This is a genomic window from Enterococcus sp. DIV0712, from assembly GCF_050554855.1.
In the GTDB taxonomy this organism is placed as follows: Bacteria; Bacillota; Bacilli; order Lactobacillales; family Enterococcaceae; genus Enterococcus; species Enterococcus faecalis.
On sequence record NZ_CP187333.1, the window covers coordinates 1,389,336 to 1,406,458 of the forward strand.

Annotated in this window: 22 protein-coding genes; 2 read left to right on the forward strand and 20 right to left on the reverse strand. The window is 36.9% G+C overall.

The genetic code is table 11. The features are described from left to right. Positions 1–112 precede the first annotated feature (112 nt). The 11 genes from IGL42_RS06690 to IGL42_RS06740 all read right to left on the reverse strand — a co-directional run bounded on the left by IGL42_RS06690 (position 113) and on the right by IGL42_RS06740 (position 8,128). A complete protein-coding gene (locus IGL42_RS06690; RefSeq protein WP_002371093.1) occupies positions 113–844 on the reverse strand; it encodes a hypothetical protein in 732 nt (243 codons plus the stop codon). A gap of 1 nt (position 845) precedes the next feature. Continuing rightward, positions 846–1,700 carry an ATP-binding cassette domain-containing protein gene (locus IGL42_RS06695; protein WP_002364016.1) on the reverse strand — a complete coding sequence of 285 codons (855 nt, stop codon included), beginning with the start codon at positions 1,698–1,700 and terminating at the stop codon, positions 846–848. Next, the gene (locus IGL42_RS06700; RefSeq protein ID WP_010710306.1) at positions 1,697–2,065 is read right to left on the reverse strand and encodes a GntR family transcriptional regulator; all 369 of its coding nucleotides are present in this window, start codon (positions 2,063–2,065) and stop codon (positions 1,697–1,699) included. Before IGL42_RS06700 ends, IGL42_RS06695 begins: the two co-directional genes overlap by 4 nt. 148 nt (positions 2,066–2,213) lie before the next feature. After that, complete coding sequence (locus tag IGL42_RS06705) at positions 2,214–2,663, reverse strand: hypothetical protein (RefSeq protein ID WP_002380347.1); 450 nt, start codon at positions 2,661–2,663, stop codon at positions 2,214–2,216. Between the two features lie 114 nt (positions 2,664–2,777). Beyond that, positions 2,778–3,332 carry a signal peptidase I gene (gene lepB, locus IGL42_RS06710; protein WP_002382369.1) on the reverse strand — a complete coding sequence of 185 codons (555 nt, stop codon included), beginning with the start codon at positions 3,330–3,332 and terminating at the stop codon, positions 2,778–2,780. A gap of 18 nt (positions 3,333–3,350) precedes the next feature. Further along, complete coding sequence (locus tag IGL42_RS06715) at positions 3,351–4,793, reverse strand: S41 family peptidase (RefSeq protein WP_002365715.1); 1,443 nt, start codon at positions 4,791–4,793, stop codon at positions 3,351–3,353. An 87-nt stretch (positions 4,794–4,880) separates the two neighbouring features. Continuing rightward, on the reverse strand, positions 4,881–5,099 hold the full coding sequence (locus tag IGL42_RS06720) for a YozE family protein (protein WP_002357449.1): 219 nt from the start codon (positions 5,097–5,099) through the stop codon (positions 4,881–4,883). 5 nt (positions 5,100–5,104) lie between these two features. Beyond that, complete coding sequence (msrA, locus tag IGL42_RS06725; protein ID WP_002357448.1) at positions 5,105–5,620, reverse strand: peptide-methionine (S)-S-oxide reductase MsrA; 516 nt, start codon at positions 5,618–5,620, stop codon at positions 5,105–5,107. A 16-nt stretch (positions 5,621–5,636) separates the two neighbouring features. Then, entirely contained in the window at positions 5,637–6,290 is a 654-nt protein-coding gene (locus IGL42_RS06730) for a YpmS family protein (RefSeq protein ID WP_002357446.1), read from the reverse strand. Continuing rightward, a complete protein-coding gene (locus IGL42_RS06735) occupies positions 6,283–7,182 on the reverse strand; it encodes an SGNH/GDSL hydrolase family protein (protein WP_002365717.1) in 900 nt (299 codons plus the stop codon). The genes IGL42_RS06730 and IGL42_RS06735 overlap by 8 nt, the downstream gene beginning before the upstream one ends. Positions 7,183–7,285: 103 nt before the next feature. Continuing rightward, entirely contained in the window at positions 7,286–8,128 is an 843-nt protein-coding gene (locus IGL42_RS06740; protein ID WP_010710305.1) for a DegV family protein, read from the reverse strand. A gap of 131 nt (positions 8,129–8,259) precedes the next feature. Here IGL42_RS06740 and trhA point away from each other — a divergent pair, with 131 nt between their 5' ends. Further along, positions 8,260–8,913, forward strand: a complete 654-nt coding sequence (gene trhA, locus IGL42_RS06745) for a PAQR family membrane homeostasis protein TrhA (RefSeq protein WP_002357443.1) — start codon at positions 8,260–8,262, stop codon at positions 8,911–8,913. Between the two features lie 193 nt (positions 8,914–9,106). Continuing rightward, positions 9,107–9,304 carry a hypothetical protein gene (locus IGL42_RS06750; RefSeq protein WP_002360203.1) on the forward strand — a complete coding sequence of 66 codons (198 nt, stop codon included), beginning with the start codon at positions 9,107–9,109 and terminating at the stop codon, positions 9,302–9,304. 106 nt (positions 9,305–9,410) lie between these two features. Here IGL42_RS06750 and IGL42_RS06755 read toward each other — a convergent pair whose 3' ends face one another. The 9 genes from IGL42_RS06755 to IGL42_RS06795 form a co-directional block, all read right to left on the reverse strand. Further along, entirely contained in the window at positions 9,411–9,923 is a 513-nt protein-coding gene (locus tag IGL42_RS06755; RefSeq protein WP_002357441.1) for an adenine phosphoribosyltransferase, read from the reverse strand. A 2-nt stretch (positions 9,924–9,925) separates the two neighbouring features. Next, positions 9,926–12,238, reverse strand: a complete 2,313-nt coding sequence (gene recJ, locus IGL42_RS06760; protein ID WP_010710304.1) for a single-stranded-DNA-specific exonuclease RecJ — start codon at positions 12,236–12,238, stop codon at positions 9,926–9,928. Positions 12,239–12,392: 154 nt separating this feature from the next. Then, complete coding sequence (locus IGL42_RS06765; protein ID WP_002357439.1) at positions 12,393–12,860, reverse strand: LapA family protein; 468 nt, start codon at positions 12,858–12,860, stop codon at positions 12,393–12,395. A gap of 16 nt (positions 12,861–12,876) precedes the next feature. Further along, positions 12,877–13,665, reverse strand: coding sequence for an SDR family NAD(P)-dependent oxidoreductase (locus tag IGL42_RS06770; protein ID WP_002364028.1), 789 nt, complete (start codon positions 13,663–13,665; stop codon positions 12,877–12,879). After that, positions 13,666–14,607, reverse strand: coding sequence for a ribonuclease Z (rnz, locus tag IGL42_RS06775; RefSeq protein ID WP_002361891.1), 942 nt, complete (start codon positions 14,605–14,607; stop codon positions 13,666–13,668). Between the two features lie 214 nt (positions 14,608–14,821). Continuing rightward, complete coding sequence (locus IGL42_RS06780) at positions 14,822–15,388, reverse strand: hypothetical protein (RefSeq protein ID WP_002357436.1); 567 nt, start codon at positions 15,386–15,388, stop codon at positions 14,822–14,824. A 120-nt stretch (positions 15,389–15,508) separates the two neighbouring features. After that, complete coding sequence (locus IGL42_RS06785) at positions 15,509–15,754, reverse strand: KH domain-containing protein (protein ID WP_002357435.1); 246 nt, start codon at positions 15,752–15,754, stop codon at positions 15,509–15,511. Positions 15,755–15,765: 11 nt separating this feature from the next. Then, positions 15,766–16,041 (reverse strand): 30S ribosomal protein S16, encoded by a 276-nt coding sequence (rpsP, locus tag IGL42_RS06790; RefSeq protein ID WP_002357434.1) that lies wholly within the window; start codon positions 16,039–16,041, stop codon positions 15,766–15,768. A gap of 146 nt (positions 16,042–16,187) precedes the next feature. Then, positions 16,188–16,991, reverse strand: a complete 804-nt coding sequence (locus tag IGL42_RS06795) for a GNAT family N-acetyltransferase (protein WP_010710303.1) — start codon at positions 16,989–16,991, stop codon at positions 16,188–16,190. Positions 16,992–17,123: the final 132 nt, after the last annotated feature.

The window sequence follows — 17,123 nt, forward strand, 5'->3', positions numbered from 1 at the left end:
CTATTTTGACGGAAGCCCTTTCCTTTGTCATGGTACTTCCGATGTATCTCTCAATTAAAACAATAAGAACATGTTCCAAATTCACCTCATTGAACATGTTCTTATTAATTAGTTATGCATTTACGCGTTTAATTTCACGATGTTTATTCAATAAATAGGCCAAGCCAAGATTAATACCCACAAAGCAACTGATTGTCAGAAGAAGTGGTAGGACAGTAAAACCAGTGGATTGATAACCAACCATTGCTTGCAAGACATGGAGCATTCTCAGGCGCATTGGTGCCCCCCCTAATTGTGCAATCGTGCCCAGTAAAATAGGAATCATTAATAACAGCAATAAAACAATGAGTTTTTTTACGCCATCTATCCGATCATTAAAGACACCTGCTAACAAGCCAAGTGAGCCGCTAAGCATTAGTAAGATAAAAAAGAGCAACCACGACATGAAAAAGTTTCCTTGCGCATAGACATCAATTAATTTCATTGATAATTGAAAATGAGAAATGAAATTGCCGCTAAATACTTTAATCAGTACAAGTACAGCCAAGGATCCAACCAAAGATAAAATAGCATTACTTACAAAATTCACCAAAAAAATCGTCCAGCGGGAAAGCCCGTTTTGAATAAACAGTTTAAAATCTGTGTTTACCCCTAAAAATGATAGTATCCCCATAAAAACCAGACAAGGAATTACTGCATCAGAGCTGACAGTGTTCACGTCGTTAGAAAAGAGCAACCCAATAAGAGGAAAAAGAATGCCGAACAAAGCATAAAAGCCAAAATAAATTGCTAAGGAACGGACTTGATAAATAACACGATACCGCAAAGCTGTTTTAAATTTCATTTTACTTTTCCTTCTTTCTATTGGTTAATTGTACAAAATATGTTTGTAAATTTAGCGGCGCAATTTGAACCTCTGCTTTTTCAGTCGGCAAGTCGCCGTACACGTAAGCCGTAACTGCCCCACCTAAAGTGTCCATGCCTAAGATTTCCAATGACTGAGTATAGCGCTCTACTTGTTCTTTCGGCCCAGAAACAATGCGACCGTTTTTCAAAATTGTTTCAATAGATTCTGCGCGAATCAATTTTCCTTGATCAATGATGATAATATCTTCTAATAAATTCGCAATTTCTTCAATCAAATGGGTGGAAATCACAAACGTACGGGGACGTTCTTGGTATGTCTCAATTAAATAAGTATAAAATAATTCCCGATGATTGGCGTCTAAACCTAAGACTGGCTCATCTAAAAAAATATACTCACAGGGGACGGATAGCGCCACTATTAGTTTAGCAATACTCCGATAACCAGTTGATAATTTTTTGAATGTCTTTTTACTATCTAAACCAAAATCGCTTAACATTTGTTCGGCTAAAGACCAGTCAAAGGATCCATAAAAACCTTCAGTCGTTTTAAAAATATCTTTAATTTTTAACTGAGGAGGAAATAAATTATCTTCACTCATTAAGTAAATATGATTCAAAGCAGTCTCATTATCGGTCACTGTTTCTCCCGCCAATTGAACGGAACCTGAAGTGGCAAAACTTCGATTATTAATGATATTTAATAACGTACTTTTACCAGCCCCGTTTCTGCCTAAGAGCCCATAAATCGTTTCTTTTTCAAAAGTAATTGAAATATTATCTAGTGCTTTTTTTTGATGATATTTTTTACTTACTGATTCCACCCGCAAACTCATGCGTCATACCCTCTTTCAATTAGTTGTTTTAATTGTTCAGCTGTAATCCCTAATTTTTTAGCTTCTGCGACAACTTCTAAGACTTCTTTATTTAAAAATTCTTCTTTCCGTGCACTTCTTACTCTCTCTTGAGCGCCTGGTAAAACAAACATGCCAATCCCCCGTTTCTTTTCAATCAACTGTCGTTCTACTAATAAATTCATTCCTTTTAAAACGGTAGCTGAATTGATTTGATAACTTTTTGATATTTCTGTGGTTGAGGGAATTTGTTCGCCTTCTAAGTAAGCGCCATTAAAAATTCCTTCGGCAATCTGATCGGCTACTTGCTGAAATAAAGGCTTTTCCCCCGAAAAATTAAATTCCATTTTTACACCTCGCTTAAATAGTTAACTACATATGTAACTAACTATATATCCTAGAAATTCTTTTGTCAATAAAAAAACCATTGTTTCCAAAGAAATTTTTCTTTGAAAACAATGGCGATACTTTTGAGTTTATTGAATGATTTCGTTCTTATAGGGTTCCATTGTATAACAATTCATCGGTTGTTTCGTTGACAATTTTTAAGCGATTTTGTTTTTTTATCAAAATACTTTTATAGGTCGTTCCTGTAGCCTTTTCTTCCATCACAAGAATGCGTTTATACTCATTATCAGTGACTTTCTTAATCGTTGTTTGATTTAAGGACGGGATTTTTTCTTTTAGTGTTTTTTCTTCCGCCAGACCTTTTAAGATTTCTGATTCTGTAGTGGAACTTGTGGATTTACTAGAATCGCTTGATACACCTTCGTTATTAGACGCACTTTCAGATGACTTGCGACTTGATTCGGTTACTTTAGACTGTGATGATTCACTGGTATTGGTTGAATTCATTTGGGTTTGAGTTTGGTTTCCACATGCACCAATTAGCAACCCAACGCCTAAGATAGAGCTTGCTAAAATAGTTTTTCTAATCATTTGCATGACCTCCTACATCTATCATTACTTTAACCTTAACATTTTTCAGCTAAGAGAACAATTTTTCAGATTAGAAAAGACCACTAGTCGTTATTTAAATAAACGAACTAGTGGTCTTACTTATTTAGGAATGATCTTCATATGAGTGAGTGGGTAATAAACAAATTGTGCTTTCCCTAAGATTTGATCTGCATGTATTGCACCAAAAGAACGGCTGTCTTTGGACATACGGCGATTATCACCAAGCACAAAATAGCTATCTTTAGGTAATTTTTCTTGCATTAACAATTCTTTTGAATCAAAATTCGTAGTGTAAGGCATCGTTTCATGATCTTTTTTTCTGTTTTTAGTTAAATAGGGTTCAGCGATTGGCTGATTATTGACATATAATTGATCGTTTTCGTAACGCACAGCTTCCCCTGGTAAACCAATCACACGTTTAATCAGAATCGATCCTGTGTCTGTTTTAAAGACCACCACATCAAACCGTTTAATGGCGGAGAATTTTTCCATCACAATCATATCTCCTTGATTCAAGGTTTTTTGCATAGAATGGCCATCCACCCGAACAGGAATCAGGAAAAATCCTCTTAAAATAAAAACGGCTACGATTGCTGGTACTAAAATTTTCAGAAAGTACATTAAATACCCAACATAATCACGTTTCTTCTTCAACTTCGTGCCACCTTTTTTCTAGTTTTTTTGAATTTCTTTGACTGCTGTATCGTAGGCAGCGTCATTTTCAAGAATTAATTTACCTAAAGTGGCTTCAATTTTTGTGGCTGTTTCATTGTCGATTTCTCCAGTTACAGGCAAGCCATTTTTCTGTTGAAGATCGCTAACCGCTGCTTTTGTTTCTGCGGTGTAGTTTGCATTGTTTTCATCAACAGGATACGCTAATACAGCTAAAATAGCATTTAAGTTCTGAATATCTTCAGATTGATCTCCTTCTTTTAGCGTTTTATCGCGAGGAATCAATTTTAAATAGGCATACTCTGGGTAATCAGCTTTGATGGTTGGTTCAATTCCTTTTTCGTTGATCCATTCGCCTTTTGGTGTTAACCATTTTAAAACAGTCAATTTTATTTCGGTTTGGTCATTTAAATCCTTCACCGTTTGGACCGTTCCTTTGCCAAATGTTTTCGTTCCAATTAATGGGACATTCGCAGATTCATGCAGTGCTGCAGCAAAAATTTCGGATGCACTGGCACTATTGCCATCAATGATAACTGCAACAGGTTCTTTTACTTTAAAGCCGTCGTCTAATTCTTTGGAAGCAACTTCTTTCATCGTACGTCCTTTTTTGTCTTCAAATTGAACAATTGTTTCGCCATTTTTTAAAAACATACTGGCCATTCGCTCTGCTTGATCTAGCAGTCCACCAGGATTTTGGCGTACATCAATTACAAAGGATTTAGCTCCTTTGGCACGTAAATTCGTGATTGTTTCTTTCAATTCTTGATATGTTTTTTTACCAAAGGACGTAATTTTAATCGAGCCAATTTGTGCATCATTTTTGTCTAACTCACCAGTCACTGTTTTAACGGGAATTTTCCCACGTTTGATTGAGATATTTTTAGTTTCTCCCTCTCTTTGGATAGTCAATTCAACGGAAGTTCCTTTTTTTCCTCGGACTTTTGAGACGACTTCTGCTAGTTTCATCCCTTTTGTAGCTGTACCATCAACTTTTTCAATAATATCGCCTTCTTTGATTCCCGCTTTTTCAGCTGGGGAATCTGCTACAGGGGCCTCTGCTACAACTGGTTCGCCATCTTTCATTGTCATAGTGGCACCAATTCCTTCAAAATCACCAGATAAGCTTTCGTTTAAATCATTGGCAGCAGATTCATTTAGATAAGTTGAGTATGGGTCTCCAATGGCTTCAGACATGCCTTTTAAGGCGCCTTCAACTAATTCATTTTTATCTACTTCACCTACATAATTGGTACTAATTTCATTATATAAATCCTGCACTTTGCTTAAATCAGCATTGGTAATTGCCCCTTCTTGACTCATCTTTTTAACACGATGATCAAAATAAATATAACTACTTCCTCCAGCTAAAAATGCGACACAGAGGAGCGAAATAATATATTGATAAAAAGGAACAGTTCGTTTGTTCTTCATAGATTTCATCTCATTTCTAACAAATTCGTCACTACTTTTGTTTACTATAACATGAATGAAAAAAGAGGAAAAGCTTTGTTTGCTTTTCCTCTGGATTTATTTATTGTTTTCAAGGTACTTTTCCCATAACTCATCAAAGATGTCCATGTTGCTTAAATAGTCAGCATTCATTTCTAAATAAGAAGAAAGTTCATGATAATCCTCGGTTTGTTTTGGAAACTGAATATCTTTGGCCGCTTCATTGGCAAAATCAGTTTCAGGATCTTTAGCCGGACCTTTTAATGTCATTAAGTAATGGTAAAAGCTTCGTCTCATGTAAATTAATCACTCCATTTTTCTTCAATAAATTCACTTCTACGTTGATGGGACAATCCATAACGCAAAGCGTCTTTTTTATAAAAGTCTTGATGGTATTCTTCAGCAGGATAAAATGGTGCTGCTGGTTCGATGGTGGTAACAATTGGTTCTGTAAAACGGCCACTATTAGCTAGACGTTCTTTACTTTTCTCAGCAATTTCTTTTTGTTCTTGGGAACGATAAAAAATAACTGGCCGATAATTATCGCCGCGGTCTTGAAACTGACCGAAAGCATCAGTAGGATCTGTTTGTTGCCAATAAATATCCACTAATTGTTCGTAAGAAATAATCGCTGGATCAAAAGTGATTTCTACTGCTTCCGTATGGCCTGTTGTGTGTGTTAGAACCTGTTCATATGTTGGATTAGGCACGTGCCCACCTGTATAACCCGAAACAACTGAGATAATCCCTGGTTGTGTATCAAAAGGCTGCACCATACACCAGAAACAGCCGCCTGCAAAAATTGCTTTTTCTTCCATCTCTAACACTCCTTTTTTATTTCTCTTTTGGCAAGTATATATTCATCCGAATGTCATCGTCAACTAAATTAATCTTTTCTGCTCGAACAAATAGACCATTTTGCATTCTAAACTGATCTAAACGTAATAAAACAGTTTGATCATCTGGATTGATTTCAACCCATTTAGGTAGTTTGTAAGAACGTTTAGCAAATTTCAATACTTCTTTAATTGGCAAGCCTAACGTTCCTATAGATAAACTTTTTGCTTTTAATTGTACATTACCATTCGCCATCACGTAAGGATCAAAATATAAGTAAAAAGGAATGTCATGCCCTAACACCTGAAATGTTCCATTTAATAAAGCATCATTTTCTAAATAAAATTTATATTTAATCTCCGAGCCTTTTTGAAAGTCGGCTAAATAAAAGTCAATCAGTTTGTTCACTTGTTGTTTTTTTGACTGAATGGTGACGACTGGCTCGCCTTCTTTTTCAACAATTGCTGGTATTTTCTTTAAATCTGGTTCGCGAACTTGTGTTGCTCGAAATGTCACGAAAGCTACACTACCAATGACTAAACCCACTAGAACAAGAAAAGCGATTTTCCAGGGATTTCGTTTAAGATTGGTTGGTTGTGTCTTTTTAATTGATTTACTTGTTTTTGGCTTTTCTTCATTCATTTTATTCACTACCTTCTGATTTGGTTATCCATTCTTTCTCTGTCTTGACCATTTCATCCCGGACAGCTCCAGCCATAATTTGGTAGCCAAGATTATTCGGATGGAAGCGATCTTCTTCATATAACAAATTGTTTAAATCCTCTTTGCTAGCACTACTTCCTGTAGTTTCTGAGTCACCACCAGTTACGCCAACTTCATCGCCACGACCTTTATAGAGTAAATCATTGATAGGAATGAAATAGGCTCGTTTTTGCTCTTGAACCATTTCTTCGGTTGCTTGATTCCAGTTATCAACGATTTCTTGCATTTCTGTAATTTCGGAAAAGTTTAAGTAGAAGGGATTGTAAATTCCTAAGACATAAATAGGGGCCTTCTCGTTGTACTCTCGGATTTCTTCAAGTAGTCGTCTTACTCGGCGTTGATAGGCTTTTTGTGGACGATTGAACGAGCTGACTTTCAAGTCGAAAATATTACTACTAATTACTTTCATTAAGTCATTTCCGCCAACCGTTAGCGTAATCACGTCCGCAGAGGCAAGGCCTTTTTGAATTTCAGGTTTTTCTTTGATTCGTTTTAAAATTTGATCACTACGATCCCCATTTTTCCCAAAATTGTCTGTTTGAACACCGTTCAAGTTGTAGTGTTCTTTTAAATCATCTGCCACAATAGGAACAAAACCTCCACTATTCGTCAAATCGCCAATTCCTTCAGTTAAAGAATCACCGATTGCTGTATAATGAATGACTTCTTTTTGATTTTTTTGAGCAGTTGTGGCCACTTTCTCTTGCTTTAATAGTGGCTTTGCTTTGGGGATGGCCACACTTAACAATGTAAAAACACCTAGCGCAATGAGGATAGGTGTTAAGACGGTCAGCAAAATATGCTGTGTTTGTTTTTTCATCTTCGTCACTTCCTTTTAAATAAACCAACAAGAAATTTTCCTTTTCTTGTTAGAAAGAGGTTGCGTCTACTCATTTAAGAGTGAGACCCAACCTCGTTATTTCTTAGTCTGTATAGTACATAATAGCAAAGGCATTTTTTCCTGTATGTGTTGCAATGACTGGATTCGTATGTAATACGGGAATATCCATGTCTTTAAAGATTGCTTGTAATCCTTCTTTGAATCCATTTGCTAGTTCTAGCCCATCCGCATGAGAAATGCCAATTTGTCGAACATTTGGAATCTTACTTAATTCTGATTTCAATTCGTCAAACCATTTATTAAACGTTTTAACGCCGCGGCCTTTCGCTACAGGAATCAATTCCGTATTTTCAAAGTCCATGACAACTTTCATATTAAAAATGTTTGATAATAATCCTGTTGTACGGCTGATTCGTCCACCTTTAACCAAATTATCCAATGTTGAAATGCCAATGTATAATTTAGTATTTTGTTTGACGCGTTCAATTTCAGCTAAAATTTCTGGAACACCCGCTCCCGCTTGTGCCAATTTTGCTGCTTGAATGACTTGGAAAGACAAACCTTGGTCTGTAAAATCGCTATCAATCACCGTTACTTTACTTGATGATAAGTTGCTAGCTTGACGGGCCGCTTCAACCGTTCCACTTAAGCCTTTTGTCATGTGAATCGAAATTACTTCACTGCCATTTTCACCTAAGCGATCATATAATTCTACAAATTCACCAATTGGTGGTTGACTCGTTTTGGGTAAGGCCTTCGCATTAGCCATCATGTCCATAAATTTTTCGCCTGGCAAATGATCATCATCTGGATAAACAACGCCATCAACCATAATTGATAAAGGCATCATATGGATATTTAATTCATCTCTAAGACTTTTTTCCATCGTACATGAAGAATCCGTTACGATTTTAACGTTTGTCATAAATTTATCACTCTTTCTTTAAAAGGAACCTGTTTTCATGGTAGAATACCATTAAACGGTTAATTATCTAGTTATAGTATAACAGACACTGCCGAATTTTTCATCAAATTAAAATAAAGGAAGTGAATTTATTGGAAAAAACGCATTTCTCAAAAAAATACCTAATCGTGAACGAAGTCTTAAATGCAGTTACACATGGCATAGGCGCAGGTTTAAGTATTGCTGGTTTAGTCATTTTACTTGTTAAAGGAGCTCGTTTAGGCTCACCAATTCACGTGGTATCTTATGCTATTTATGGCTCCATGTTGATTCTACTTTTTTTATCTTCAACGTTATTTCATAGTTTAATTTTTACAAGAGCCAAAAAGGTCTTTCAGGTATTCGATCATAGTTCTATTTTCTTATTGATTGCTGGCAGCTATACGCCGTTTTGCTTAATTAGTATTGGCGGTTGGTTAGGTTGGACCTTATTTAGTTTAGTCTGGTTAATCGCCATCGTCGGTATTGTCTATAAATCCCTCACGTTGCATAAACAAGAAACAGTGAAAAACATTTCAACGATTATTTATATTGTTTTAGGTTGGCTCTGTATCATCGCTGCTCGTCCGTTATATGAATCTCTTGGGTTTACAGGAACAGCGTTATTGGTCGCAGGGGGTGTGTCTTACACATTAGGTGCAGCCTTCTATTCATTGAAAAATGTGCGGTTTATGCATGTAGTTTGGCACTTGTTCGTCATGCTTGCAGCGATCCTCATGTATTTTTCTGTTCTCTTTTATACGTAATCACAGCACAATAAGAACACGATGCTCAAAGCATCGTGTTCTTTTATTGCCCTAAATCTCTTTATTATAAAGGAATATTCTTCTTTTCGAATTATTTTAACATAAATTAGTAGAAAAGACTTTACAAAACGAACATACATTCGTATAATAACAATACGAACACTCGTTCGAATCAAATGAAGAGGTGATACACATGGAAGCAATTCGTCGTGTTGGATTTTTATTTTTTGTATTGGTTATAGGTATTTTTTTGGGAACATTAGGATTACGTCTTGCTTTTATGATCGTGACGCCGTTATTTATTCTTTGGTTTATGTCATGGGATGAGAAGCGTTATACACGTACACGTAAACAACAGCAAGCAAGATACGTTTATCGTAAGTTCCCTTAATAAATAATAAAACGGTGTGTTCCCCCCAAGCTACGCTCCGTTTTTATAAATATGTCAAAGAAAGAGCGAAGGATTAAATTCCTTCGCTCTTTCTAATTAAATTAGATTAGTATTCCATTAAGGTAACAATATCGTAGCCATCAATTTTATCACGGCCATGTAAATCCATTAATTCAATTAGGAACGCACAACCAACCACAATACCACCTAATTGTTCGACTAATTCGATGGTTGCTTTAATTGTACCACCAGTTGCTAACAAGTCATCACAAATCAACACACGTTGACCTGGTGTGATGGCATCTTTGTGCAACGTTAATGTATCTGAACCATATTCTAAGTCATAAGTCACTTCGATGGTTTCACGAGGAAGTTTTCCTTTTTTACGAACCGGAGCAAAGCCAACCCCTAGTTCATAAGCCACTGGACAGCCGACAATAAAGCCACGAGCTTCCGGTCCTACAACCATATCAATTCTTTTTTCTTTCGCGTAATCCACGATTTGTTTCGTTGCTTCACGATAGGCATCCCCATTAGCCATTAATGGAGAAATGTCACGGAACACGATCCCTTTCTCAGGATAATCTGGAATGCTTGCAATGTAATCTCTTAAATCCATTTTTATTTGTCCTCCTCATTCCACAGCCATTGTTGTATTGTTTGACAATCACTGTAAAGTAGAAATTCTTCTGTTTTTATTTTTTTCAATCGTTGTTGGTACACTTGACTTTCAGTCAATGGTCGATTGTCGGGTTTCTCAATACTGTTTAAAACACCGCTTTCTATTGTAACAAATCCTAAGTCAAAAAACACCTGTATCATGAAAATTAATAATTTTTCTTGGATATTTAAGTAATTTGCCACCTTCGATAGCTGGGAACGTAGATTTACTTCTTTTTGCTGCAAAATAAATTTATACAATGTTGCAAATTGTTCACGTGAAGCCATACCGTTTAAATAAGCTTCTTCTGGTGAAATAAACATCATGTATATACGTTGTATCTCAGTTGCTTCAACAATTTCTTTAACCGTGATTGCTTCCACAGGACAGTCGACAAAAACCAGTTGTTCGATTTGATTTTGAGAAACAGCTTCCACCAATTCTTCTTGGTTTGACCAAACAATAATATTAGCGGTTGGATCTGAAATGAATTTTTGATTTTTTTCATCAAACAAAAGATAAGCTGTTGCTTCTGAAGGAATTGGTTTCGTTTGATTATTTTTGCCACGAAAATCAAATAATTGTCTTCCCGATACAGCAAAATCAGTCACCATTAATTGTGGTTTCTTACGACCATTCCATTCATTGATGGAAAGTTGGCCTGCCACATCGGCGGTTCCTTGTGCTAGTTCATCCGCTTGAGGCCCCATTTGAAAAGCAATTGCATCCAATTGTGCCCCTTCTTGATTCATTTGAAATTTCAGATGTGCATTATCTGCACCAATTTGCCGAATTTGCGTAGGCGTGATTTCCTTAAATACAAAAGTTGGCACAGTATTATCAGTCCCAAAAGGCGCCAAAATACGCAATTGATCAATAAAAGTAGTCGTTGCCTGCGAAACCGCTAAGCTCTCACTAATGAGCAACTCTTGTCCATTAGCCATATCAATTTGATTTTTTTCAATAAAGTGTGCCAAATGTTCTTGAACAAAAGGAATATTTTCAACAGGTAAAGTCATTCCCGCTGCCATATGATGCCCACCAAAATGAGTGAATTGCTCACGCACTTCGTTCAACGCCTCATAGAGATTCAATGCGCTAATGCTACGTCCAGAGCCTTTAGCGGTCGTACCAGATTCATCTATTGCTAAAATAATGGTTGGTTTCCCCGTTTCTTGCATAATGCGGCCCGCGACAATCCCTAAGACGCCTTCATGCCAGCCTTGTTTCGCTAAAATATGGACCGGCGCATTCGGGTCGATTAAATCCAGGGCTTCTTTGGCAATCGTCGTTACAATGTCTTTTCGTTCATTGTTTTGTTGATCGATATATTTAGCGATTTCCAGCGCTTGTTCTTCATCAAATGTAGTCATTAATTCAACACCTGGTGCGGCTTCCCCTAATCGACCTAACGCATTTAAACGAGGTCCGATGGTAAAGCCAATTGATTCTTCTGAAACAGCTTCCTTTTTCACACCCGCTTCTTGTAGTAAAACGTCTAAGCCAATTCGATCACCAGTTTGAATCATTTGAAGGCCCATTTTGACAAACGTTCTATTTTCATCGGTTAATGAAACCAAGTCAGCAATTGTCCCAATTGCTACCAAATCTAATAACTCAATTGGCAATTCACCAAGTAACGCAGTAGCGACTTTGAAAGCCACGCCGACACCAGCTAAATCTCCAAAAGGATAGTCTCCTTGCGGATGTCTAGGGTGGACAATCGCATAGGCTCCTGGTAATTGTTCAGGCAATTCATGATGGTCAGTAACGATTACATCTACTCCTTGTGCCATAGCGTAGTTAATTGCTTCATGTCCGGCTACACCATTATCAACGGTTACAATTAATTGGACTCCTTGTTCAATTTGTTCAGCAAATACGTCTTTATTAGGTCCATATCCATGAACAAAACGATTCGGTAGAAAGTACTGAACCATGCCACCGACTAATTCGATTGCTTCTTTCATAACCGTGGTACTAGTGATGCCATCTGCATCATAATCCCCATAGACAAGGATTTGTTCACCCGCTTCGACGGCTTGCTGGATGCGGGCTACCGCTTTCTCCATATCATGCATTAAGAACGGATCATAAATATCTTCGATAGTCGGATGTAGAAACTTACGTAATGCTTCTTCTGTCCGGATATTGCGGTGCCATAAAAGTTGGCCAATTAATGGATTAATTTCTTCTTTTTTTAATTGTTCTATAAATTCTACAGGTAATTCTGTCTTTGTCTGTAACTGCCATTGATAGTTTGATTTTTTCACGACGTCACTCCTAACCAAGTAATTATAGCAAAATTTTTCCAAAAACTAAAGAAAGCATTTTTTTAAATCTGAGAAAAAAACTGTGATATCTGTTAGATAAATAGCAGATATCACAGTTTTATTTTAAAAGAAACTTAGCGATAAAGTCTCTTCCTTATTTTTGTTCCTCTTCATTCACACGAGGTTTCACATAACGATCAATACGACTACCTGACACAGGCGTTGCGTCTACTTCTGTGTTTGATGTTTGTTCGTTGACCACTGGTTCTGCGACTTGTGGTGCTGCCGCTTGTTTGGCTTGCAAATCAGCCAATTGATTATCAAAAGAACGTTGAACTTTTTCCGTTTCTTCTTTGACTAATTTATCCATATCATTTTTATAAATATCCAACTCTTTTTGTACAGCTTTTAATTCCTTACGTTGGTTCCAAATGGTGGTTGTGGAGGTTAGTAATCCAACTAGTGCGCCAATAATTGCAGAACCTAAAATAATTAAGATTAACGGTCCACTAATTTTAGTAAAACCAAAGTTTACTGGAACAGCTTGATTATTTAAAACAGCAAAAATAACAACAATTAAGACCAACACAAGGCCCAAAATAACACGCCATTGATTTTTCATGACTTGATCGACTCCTTTATTTTTTATTTAAAATATTTCCCGCTATGAAATCTCCTAAATGTGGAAACAATGTATAAAAGCGGGCAGCCGCTTCCATGACAAACGGACGATTAATCTCACGTCGAGAAGTCCCCATACTCCCAACCACTTCTTTCGCTAATTTCGTAGGGTCTAAAACAATTTTATCCACCGCAGCTAGATAAGTGCCTGTCGGGTCCGCTTTATCAAAGAATTCTGTTTGGATTGGTCCTGGATTGACAGTCGTTACTGCTACACCCAACGGTTTCAATTCTAAACGTAAAGCATTTGAAAAACCTAACACAGCAAATTTCGTTGCAGAATAAACGGTTGATTTAGCTGTAGCCATCTTCCCAGCCATTGAAGCAACGTTGATAATATGTCCTTGCCCAGCTTCAATCATTTTAATAGCTACTTTTTGAGTAAACGTCATCATTCCTAAAACGTTGACATCAAACATTTGGCGTGCAACAGCCAAGTCAATTTCAACAAAATTTTCAAACAAGCCAAAACCAGCATTGTTGACTAAAACATCTATAGGACCAACTTCTGCTGAAATAGCTTCAACCACACGTTCAACACTTTCTGGATCGGCAATATCTAATTGATAAGAAAATGCTTCTCGTCCGCTTAAAGCGGCACACTGCTCGCGAACTTTACCAATCAAATTAATTCTGCGGGCGCAGACAACGACGACTGCCCCTTGTTTAGCTGCTTCATAACAAATTTGTTCACCTAAACCAGCTGAACCTCCAGTTACGACAACGACTTTATTTGTTAAATCCATCTAAGCTCCTCCTTCATTGGCAAATGGAATCTCAATGATATCCATATCTTTTACGATTTTTGTATTGGGGAAAATTTCTTGGGCTTCTTCTTGAAGCTGATAGGCCTCTTTGGTTAAATAACGGGCACTAATATGCGTTAAGATAAGTTGTTTTACTTGCGCTTCTTTTGCAACTTCAGCTGCTTGTTGACTGGTTGAGTGGAAGTAGGCTTTTGCCATTTTTGCTTCGTGTTTATTAAACGTACTTTCATGGACTAAAACATCCGCTCGTCGTGCTAAGGTTACGCTATTTTTAGTTTTGCGAGTGTCTCCTAAAATCGTCACGATTCGTCCAGGTTTACGCTCTCCCACAAACGCTTGTCCATTAATTTCCTGTCCATCAAAAACAATCGTTTCACCACGTTTGAGTTTGCCATACAACGGCCCAGAAGGAATCCCTAAAGCTTGAAGTTTCTCTACTTGTAATTCTCCTTCATGCGCTGCTTCCTCAATTCGATAGCCAAAGCTCGTGATGCCATGGTCCAAGATATTACAGCGAACAGTGAATTGTTTATCTTTAAAAATAACGTCATTTTCTTTTGTTAATTCAATAAATTTCAGTGGATAGGACAACCGCGATTGCGAGACCCGTAAAGAAGTCTTGACAAAGTCAGCAACCCCAACTGGTCCATAGATTTCTAAAGGTTCTGTCCCGCCCTGAAAAGAACGACTACTTAACAAACCAGGTAAACCAAAAATATGATCCCCATGTAAATGTGTAATAAAAATCTTTTCAATTTTTCTTGGGCGAATACTACTTTTTAAAATTTGCAATTGAGTCCCTTCACCACAATCGAAGAGCCAAACTGCATTTCGTTCATCTAATAATTTCAACGCAATTCCTGTGACATTGCGATGTTTTGCTGGTACACCAGCGCCTGTTCCTAAAAATTGTATTTCCATCTGCTACCATACTTTCTTTTAAACTTCCTTTTTATTTTAGAAGAAGTTTGCTCCTTTAGCAAATAATAATTTATCTATTTTCTCAAAGTTTTCTTCTTAGTTTACCGTATTTTACGATAAAATAACAAAAAATTAGCAAACTACCATAAAAAACCGTGATTTCTTAGTATTTTAAAAGACTGTTTCCCTTTATTCAGAAAACAGTCTTTGCTCCTTATTCTTCTTTCGATGTCGCTTCTTTATGTTGTTCTTTTTTTGCTTGCCACGATTGTTTCGCTTCATTTGCAACTTCGTTCGCATCGTTAATTTCTTGTTGGACTTCCTCTAAATCAAGCCGCGTGATTTCGCCACCTAAGTCAAACATAACCAATTGGTTGAGCGGACGGTTGTCTTCTTCTTCTGCAATTAATAATAATCCCGTTTGTCCTTCATCAATCTTTTGAATCACATGTTCAAAAACCGTTTGTGCTTCTTGAATTTCTTTGGCGTCTTTGCTTGCACCATACATACTTCCAGCAAACCAGCCAAAAAGAATGCCCAGAGGACCACCTAATATGCCTACTAGCATCCCAATCATGCTATCTTTTGATGTATGATTGTTGCCTGTAAAATCGATAAAATCATTGATTTTAAATTGATGCTGGCCATCATTAACATGCGTAACAACCGCCATTTGCTCACCTTTAAGCTGTCTTTCTGCCTGCATCTTTTTTATTTCGGAAAATGCTTGGTACGATTTACTTTCAATATCAAAGTTCATAATGATAATTCGTTTTGCCATACAAATCGCTCCTTTATTCTGGATACATCTATTTTAGCAAGAAAGGCCTGTCTCTAGCAATGAAAACTTTTTGGTTATGTATAAAAAAAGAAGATAGCTAGGCTACCTCCTTGTTAATGCTTATTTACCATCAAGAATATTTAAGCGGACCTTTTTCGGACCATCGATACGTACACTATAAACAATTGTCCGAATTGCTTTTGCAACACGCCCTTGTTTACCAATGATACGTCCAATATCTTCTTTGGCCACAGTCAAATTATACTCGAGGAAATCAGTTGATTCCTCAATTTCTAATGAGACTGCTTCAGGTTGACTGACTAACGGACGGACAATAGTTAAAATTAACTCTTTCACATCTGCCATATTCAATCACCTTATTTCTTAACGTTTTTAGCTTCATGATGTTTTTTCATAACGCCTTCTTTTGAAAGGATGTTACGAACTGTATCAGAAGGTTGCGCACCTTTAGATAACCAATCTAAAACTAAATCTTCTTTTAAAACTACTTCTGCAGGGTCTTTCAAAGGGTTGTAAGTACCTACAGTTTCGATGAAACGTCCATCACGAGGAGAACGAGAATCAGCTACTACAATACGGTAAAAAGGACTCTTTTTAGAACCCATACGTTTTAAACGAATTTTAACTGCCATTATTAAATACACCTCCATTAACTTAATCACAAGAGTTAGTTTAACAGATTAACAACAACCTGTAAAGAGTTTTTTCTTGACACCTTTACTTTTTTTCAATTTTTTTAGCCAATTTGCAGGAAAACAAACGAAATAATGAAGAATTTTTACAAAATTTGATAATAGTTGTACTGGTTTCTCACTTGAAAGCCTTCTGTTTGATAGAGATGAAGCGCTGCTTGATTTTCTGTTTCAACTTCTAAAAAAATAGTCGCTGAAGCTGAATTTTCTAAAATCATTCGGAGCGCAGACTGTAACACTTGACGGCCAAGACCGCGACCTCGTTGCGTTTTTGTCACAACAAAGCCATAAATCCCCCATTCGTTTTCAAAATGATCCAAACGTAGCGTGGCTAAAAGTTGATTGTTTTCTTTATAAATAAGTGTTCGTTGAAGGTCCTCCGGCAAAGGCGTACCTTCGAGTAACCTAGCCAAGGAATCCAAATCAGCCACTTGTGGTCGGAGAAGTGTCAGCTTCGCCAACGCCTGTGAGTAAGTTTCTCTTTGAAAAACCAGATACTGTTCTGAAAAAGCTGGCAGAATCCCTTGTCTATTAAAATAATTCAGGCCAACAGATTGCTTGTCGTCCATCACGAGAAAGACTTCTTTCATTCCCCACAAAGCTGCTTGCTTTTCGAGTTCTTGAACAAGTTCTTCAAAAAATGGTCCTACATTTGGCGCAACAATCGTCGCTTCCAAGGTTTCCCCATCAAAACAATACCCTACGATATATGCTTGAATGGTTTGTTCCTTCCTGTATAAACCATAATAAGTATAAGCTGATTCCTCAGGAAATGTTTGTTCCAATTTATAAAAAGTTCCTTGTTTAATCATTTCCTTGTTTTTTAATTCAGTCAATGTTTGTTTCTCCAACGGTGTTAACTGTCGGCGCCAATTTATTTTTTTATTCAAGCAGTTGCTCCTTTACTCATCCTTTTACTAGCTATTATACGTGAAGTTACGAAGTTCAACAATGTACAAGGATAAAACGTTTGCGCTTTTTTTGGAAAAGTACTATCATAAAGTAAGTAAAAGAAAAATGGA

Bases quoted from the DNA above. Each gene is read 5' to 3' on its own strand.
- IGL42_RS06735 (WP_002365717.1), bottom strand. From the start codon at position 7,182: ATGAAAAAACAAACACAGCATATTTTGCTGACCGTCTTAACACCTATC.
- IGL42_RS06740 (WP_010710305.1), bottom strand. From the start codon at position 8,128: ATGACAAACGTTAAAATCGTAACGGATTCTTCATGTACGATGGAAAAA.
- IGL42_RS06700 (WP_010710306.1), bottom strand. From the start codon at position 2,065: ATGGAATTTAATTTTTCGGGGGAAAAGCCTTTATTTCAGCAAGTAGCC.
- IGL42_RS06765 (WP_002357439.1), bottom strand. From the start codon at position 12,860: ATGAAAAATCAATGGCGTGTTATTTTGGGCCTTGTGTTGGTCTTAATT.
- rpsP (WP_002357434.1), bottom strand. From the start codon at position 16,041: ATGGCAGTTAAAATTCGTTTAAAACGTATGGGTTCTAAAAAGAGTCCT.
- IGL42_RS06705 (WP_002380347.1), bottom strand. From the start codon at position 2,663: ATGCAAATGATTAGAAAAACTATTTTAGCAAGCTCTATCTTAGGCGTT.
- IGL42_RS06780 (WP_002357436.1), bottom strand. From the start codon at position 15,388: ATGGCAAAACGAATTATCATTATGAACTTTGATATTGAAAGTAAATCG.
- IGL42_RS06690 (WP_002371093.1), bottom strand. From the start codon at position 844: ATGAAATTTAAAACAGCTTTGCGGTATCGTGTTATTTATCAAGTCCGT.
- IGL42_RS06785 (WP_002357435.1), bottom strand. From the start codon at position 15,754: ATGGCAGATGTGAAAGAGTTAATTTTAACTATTGTCCGTCCGTTAGTC.
- IGL42_RS06715 (WP_002365715.1), bottom strand. From the start codon at position 4,793: ATGAAATCTATGAAGAACAAACGAACTGTTCCTTTTTATCAATATATT.
- IGL42_RS06695 (WP_002364016.1), bottom strand. From the start codon at position 1,700: ATGAGTTTGCGGGTGGAATCAGTAAGTAAAAAATATCATCAAAAAAAA.
- IGL42_RS06755 (WP_002357441.1), bottom strand. From the start codon at position 9,923: ATGGATTTAAGAGATTACATTGCAAGCATTCCAGATTATCCTGAGAAA.
- msrA (WP_002357448.1), bottom strand. From the start codon at position 5,620: ATGGAAGAAAAAGCAATTTTTGCAGGCGGCTGTTTCTGGTGTATGGTG.
- IGL42_RS06750 (WP_002360203.1), top strand. From the start codon at position 9,107: ATGGAAGCAATTCGTCGTGTTGGATTTTTATTTTTTGTATTGGTTATA.
- rnz (WP_002361891.1), bottom strand. From the start codon at position 14,607: ATGGAAATACAATTTTTAGGAACAGGCGCTGGTGTACCAGCAAAACAT.
- IGL42_RS06720 (WP_002357449.1), bottom strand. From the start codon at position 5,099: ATGAGACGAAGCTTTTACCATTACTTAATGACATTAAAAGGTCCGGCT.
- IGL42_RS06770 (WP_002364028.1), bottom strand. From the start codon at position 13,665: ATGGATTTAACAAATAAAGTCGTTGTCGTAACTGGAGGTTCAGCTGGT.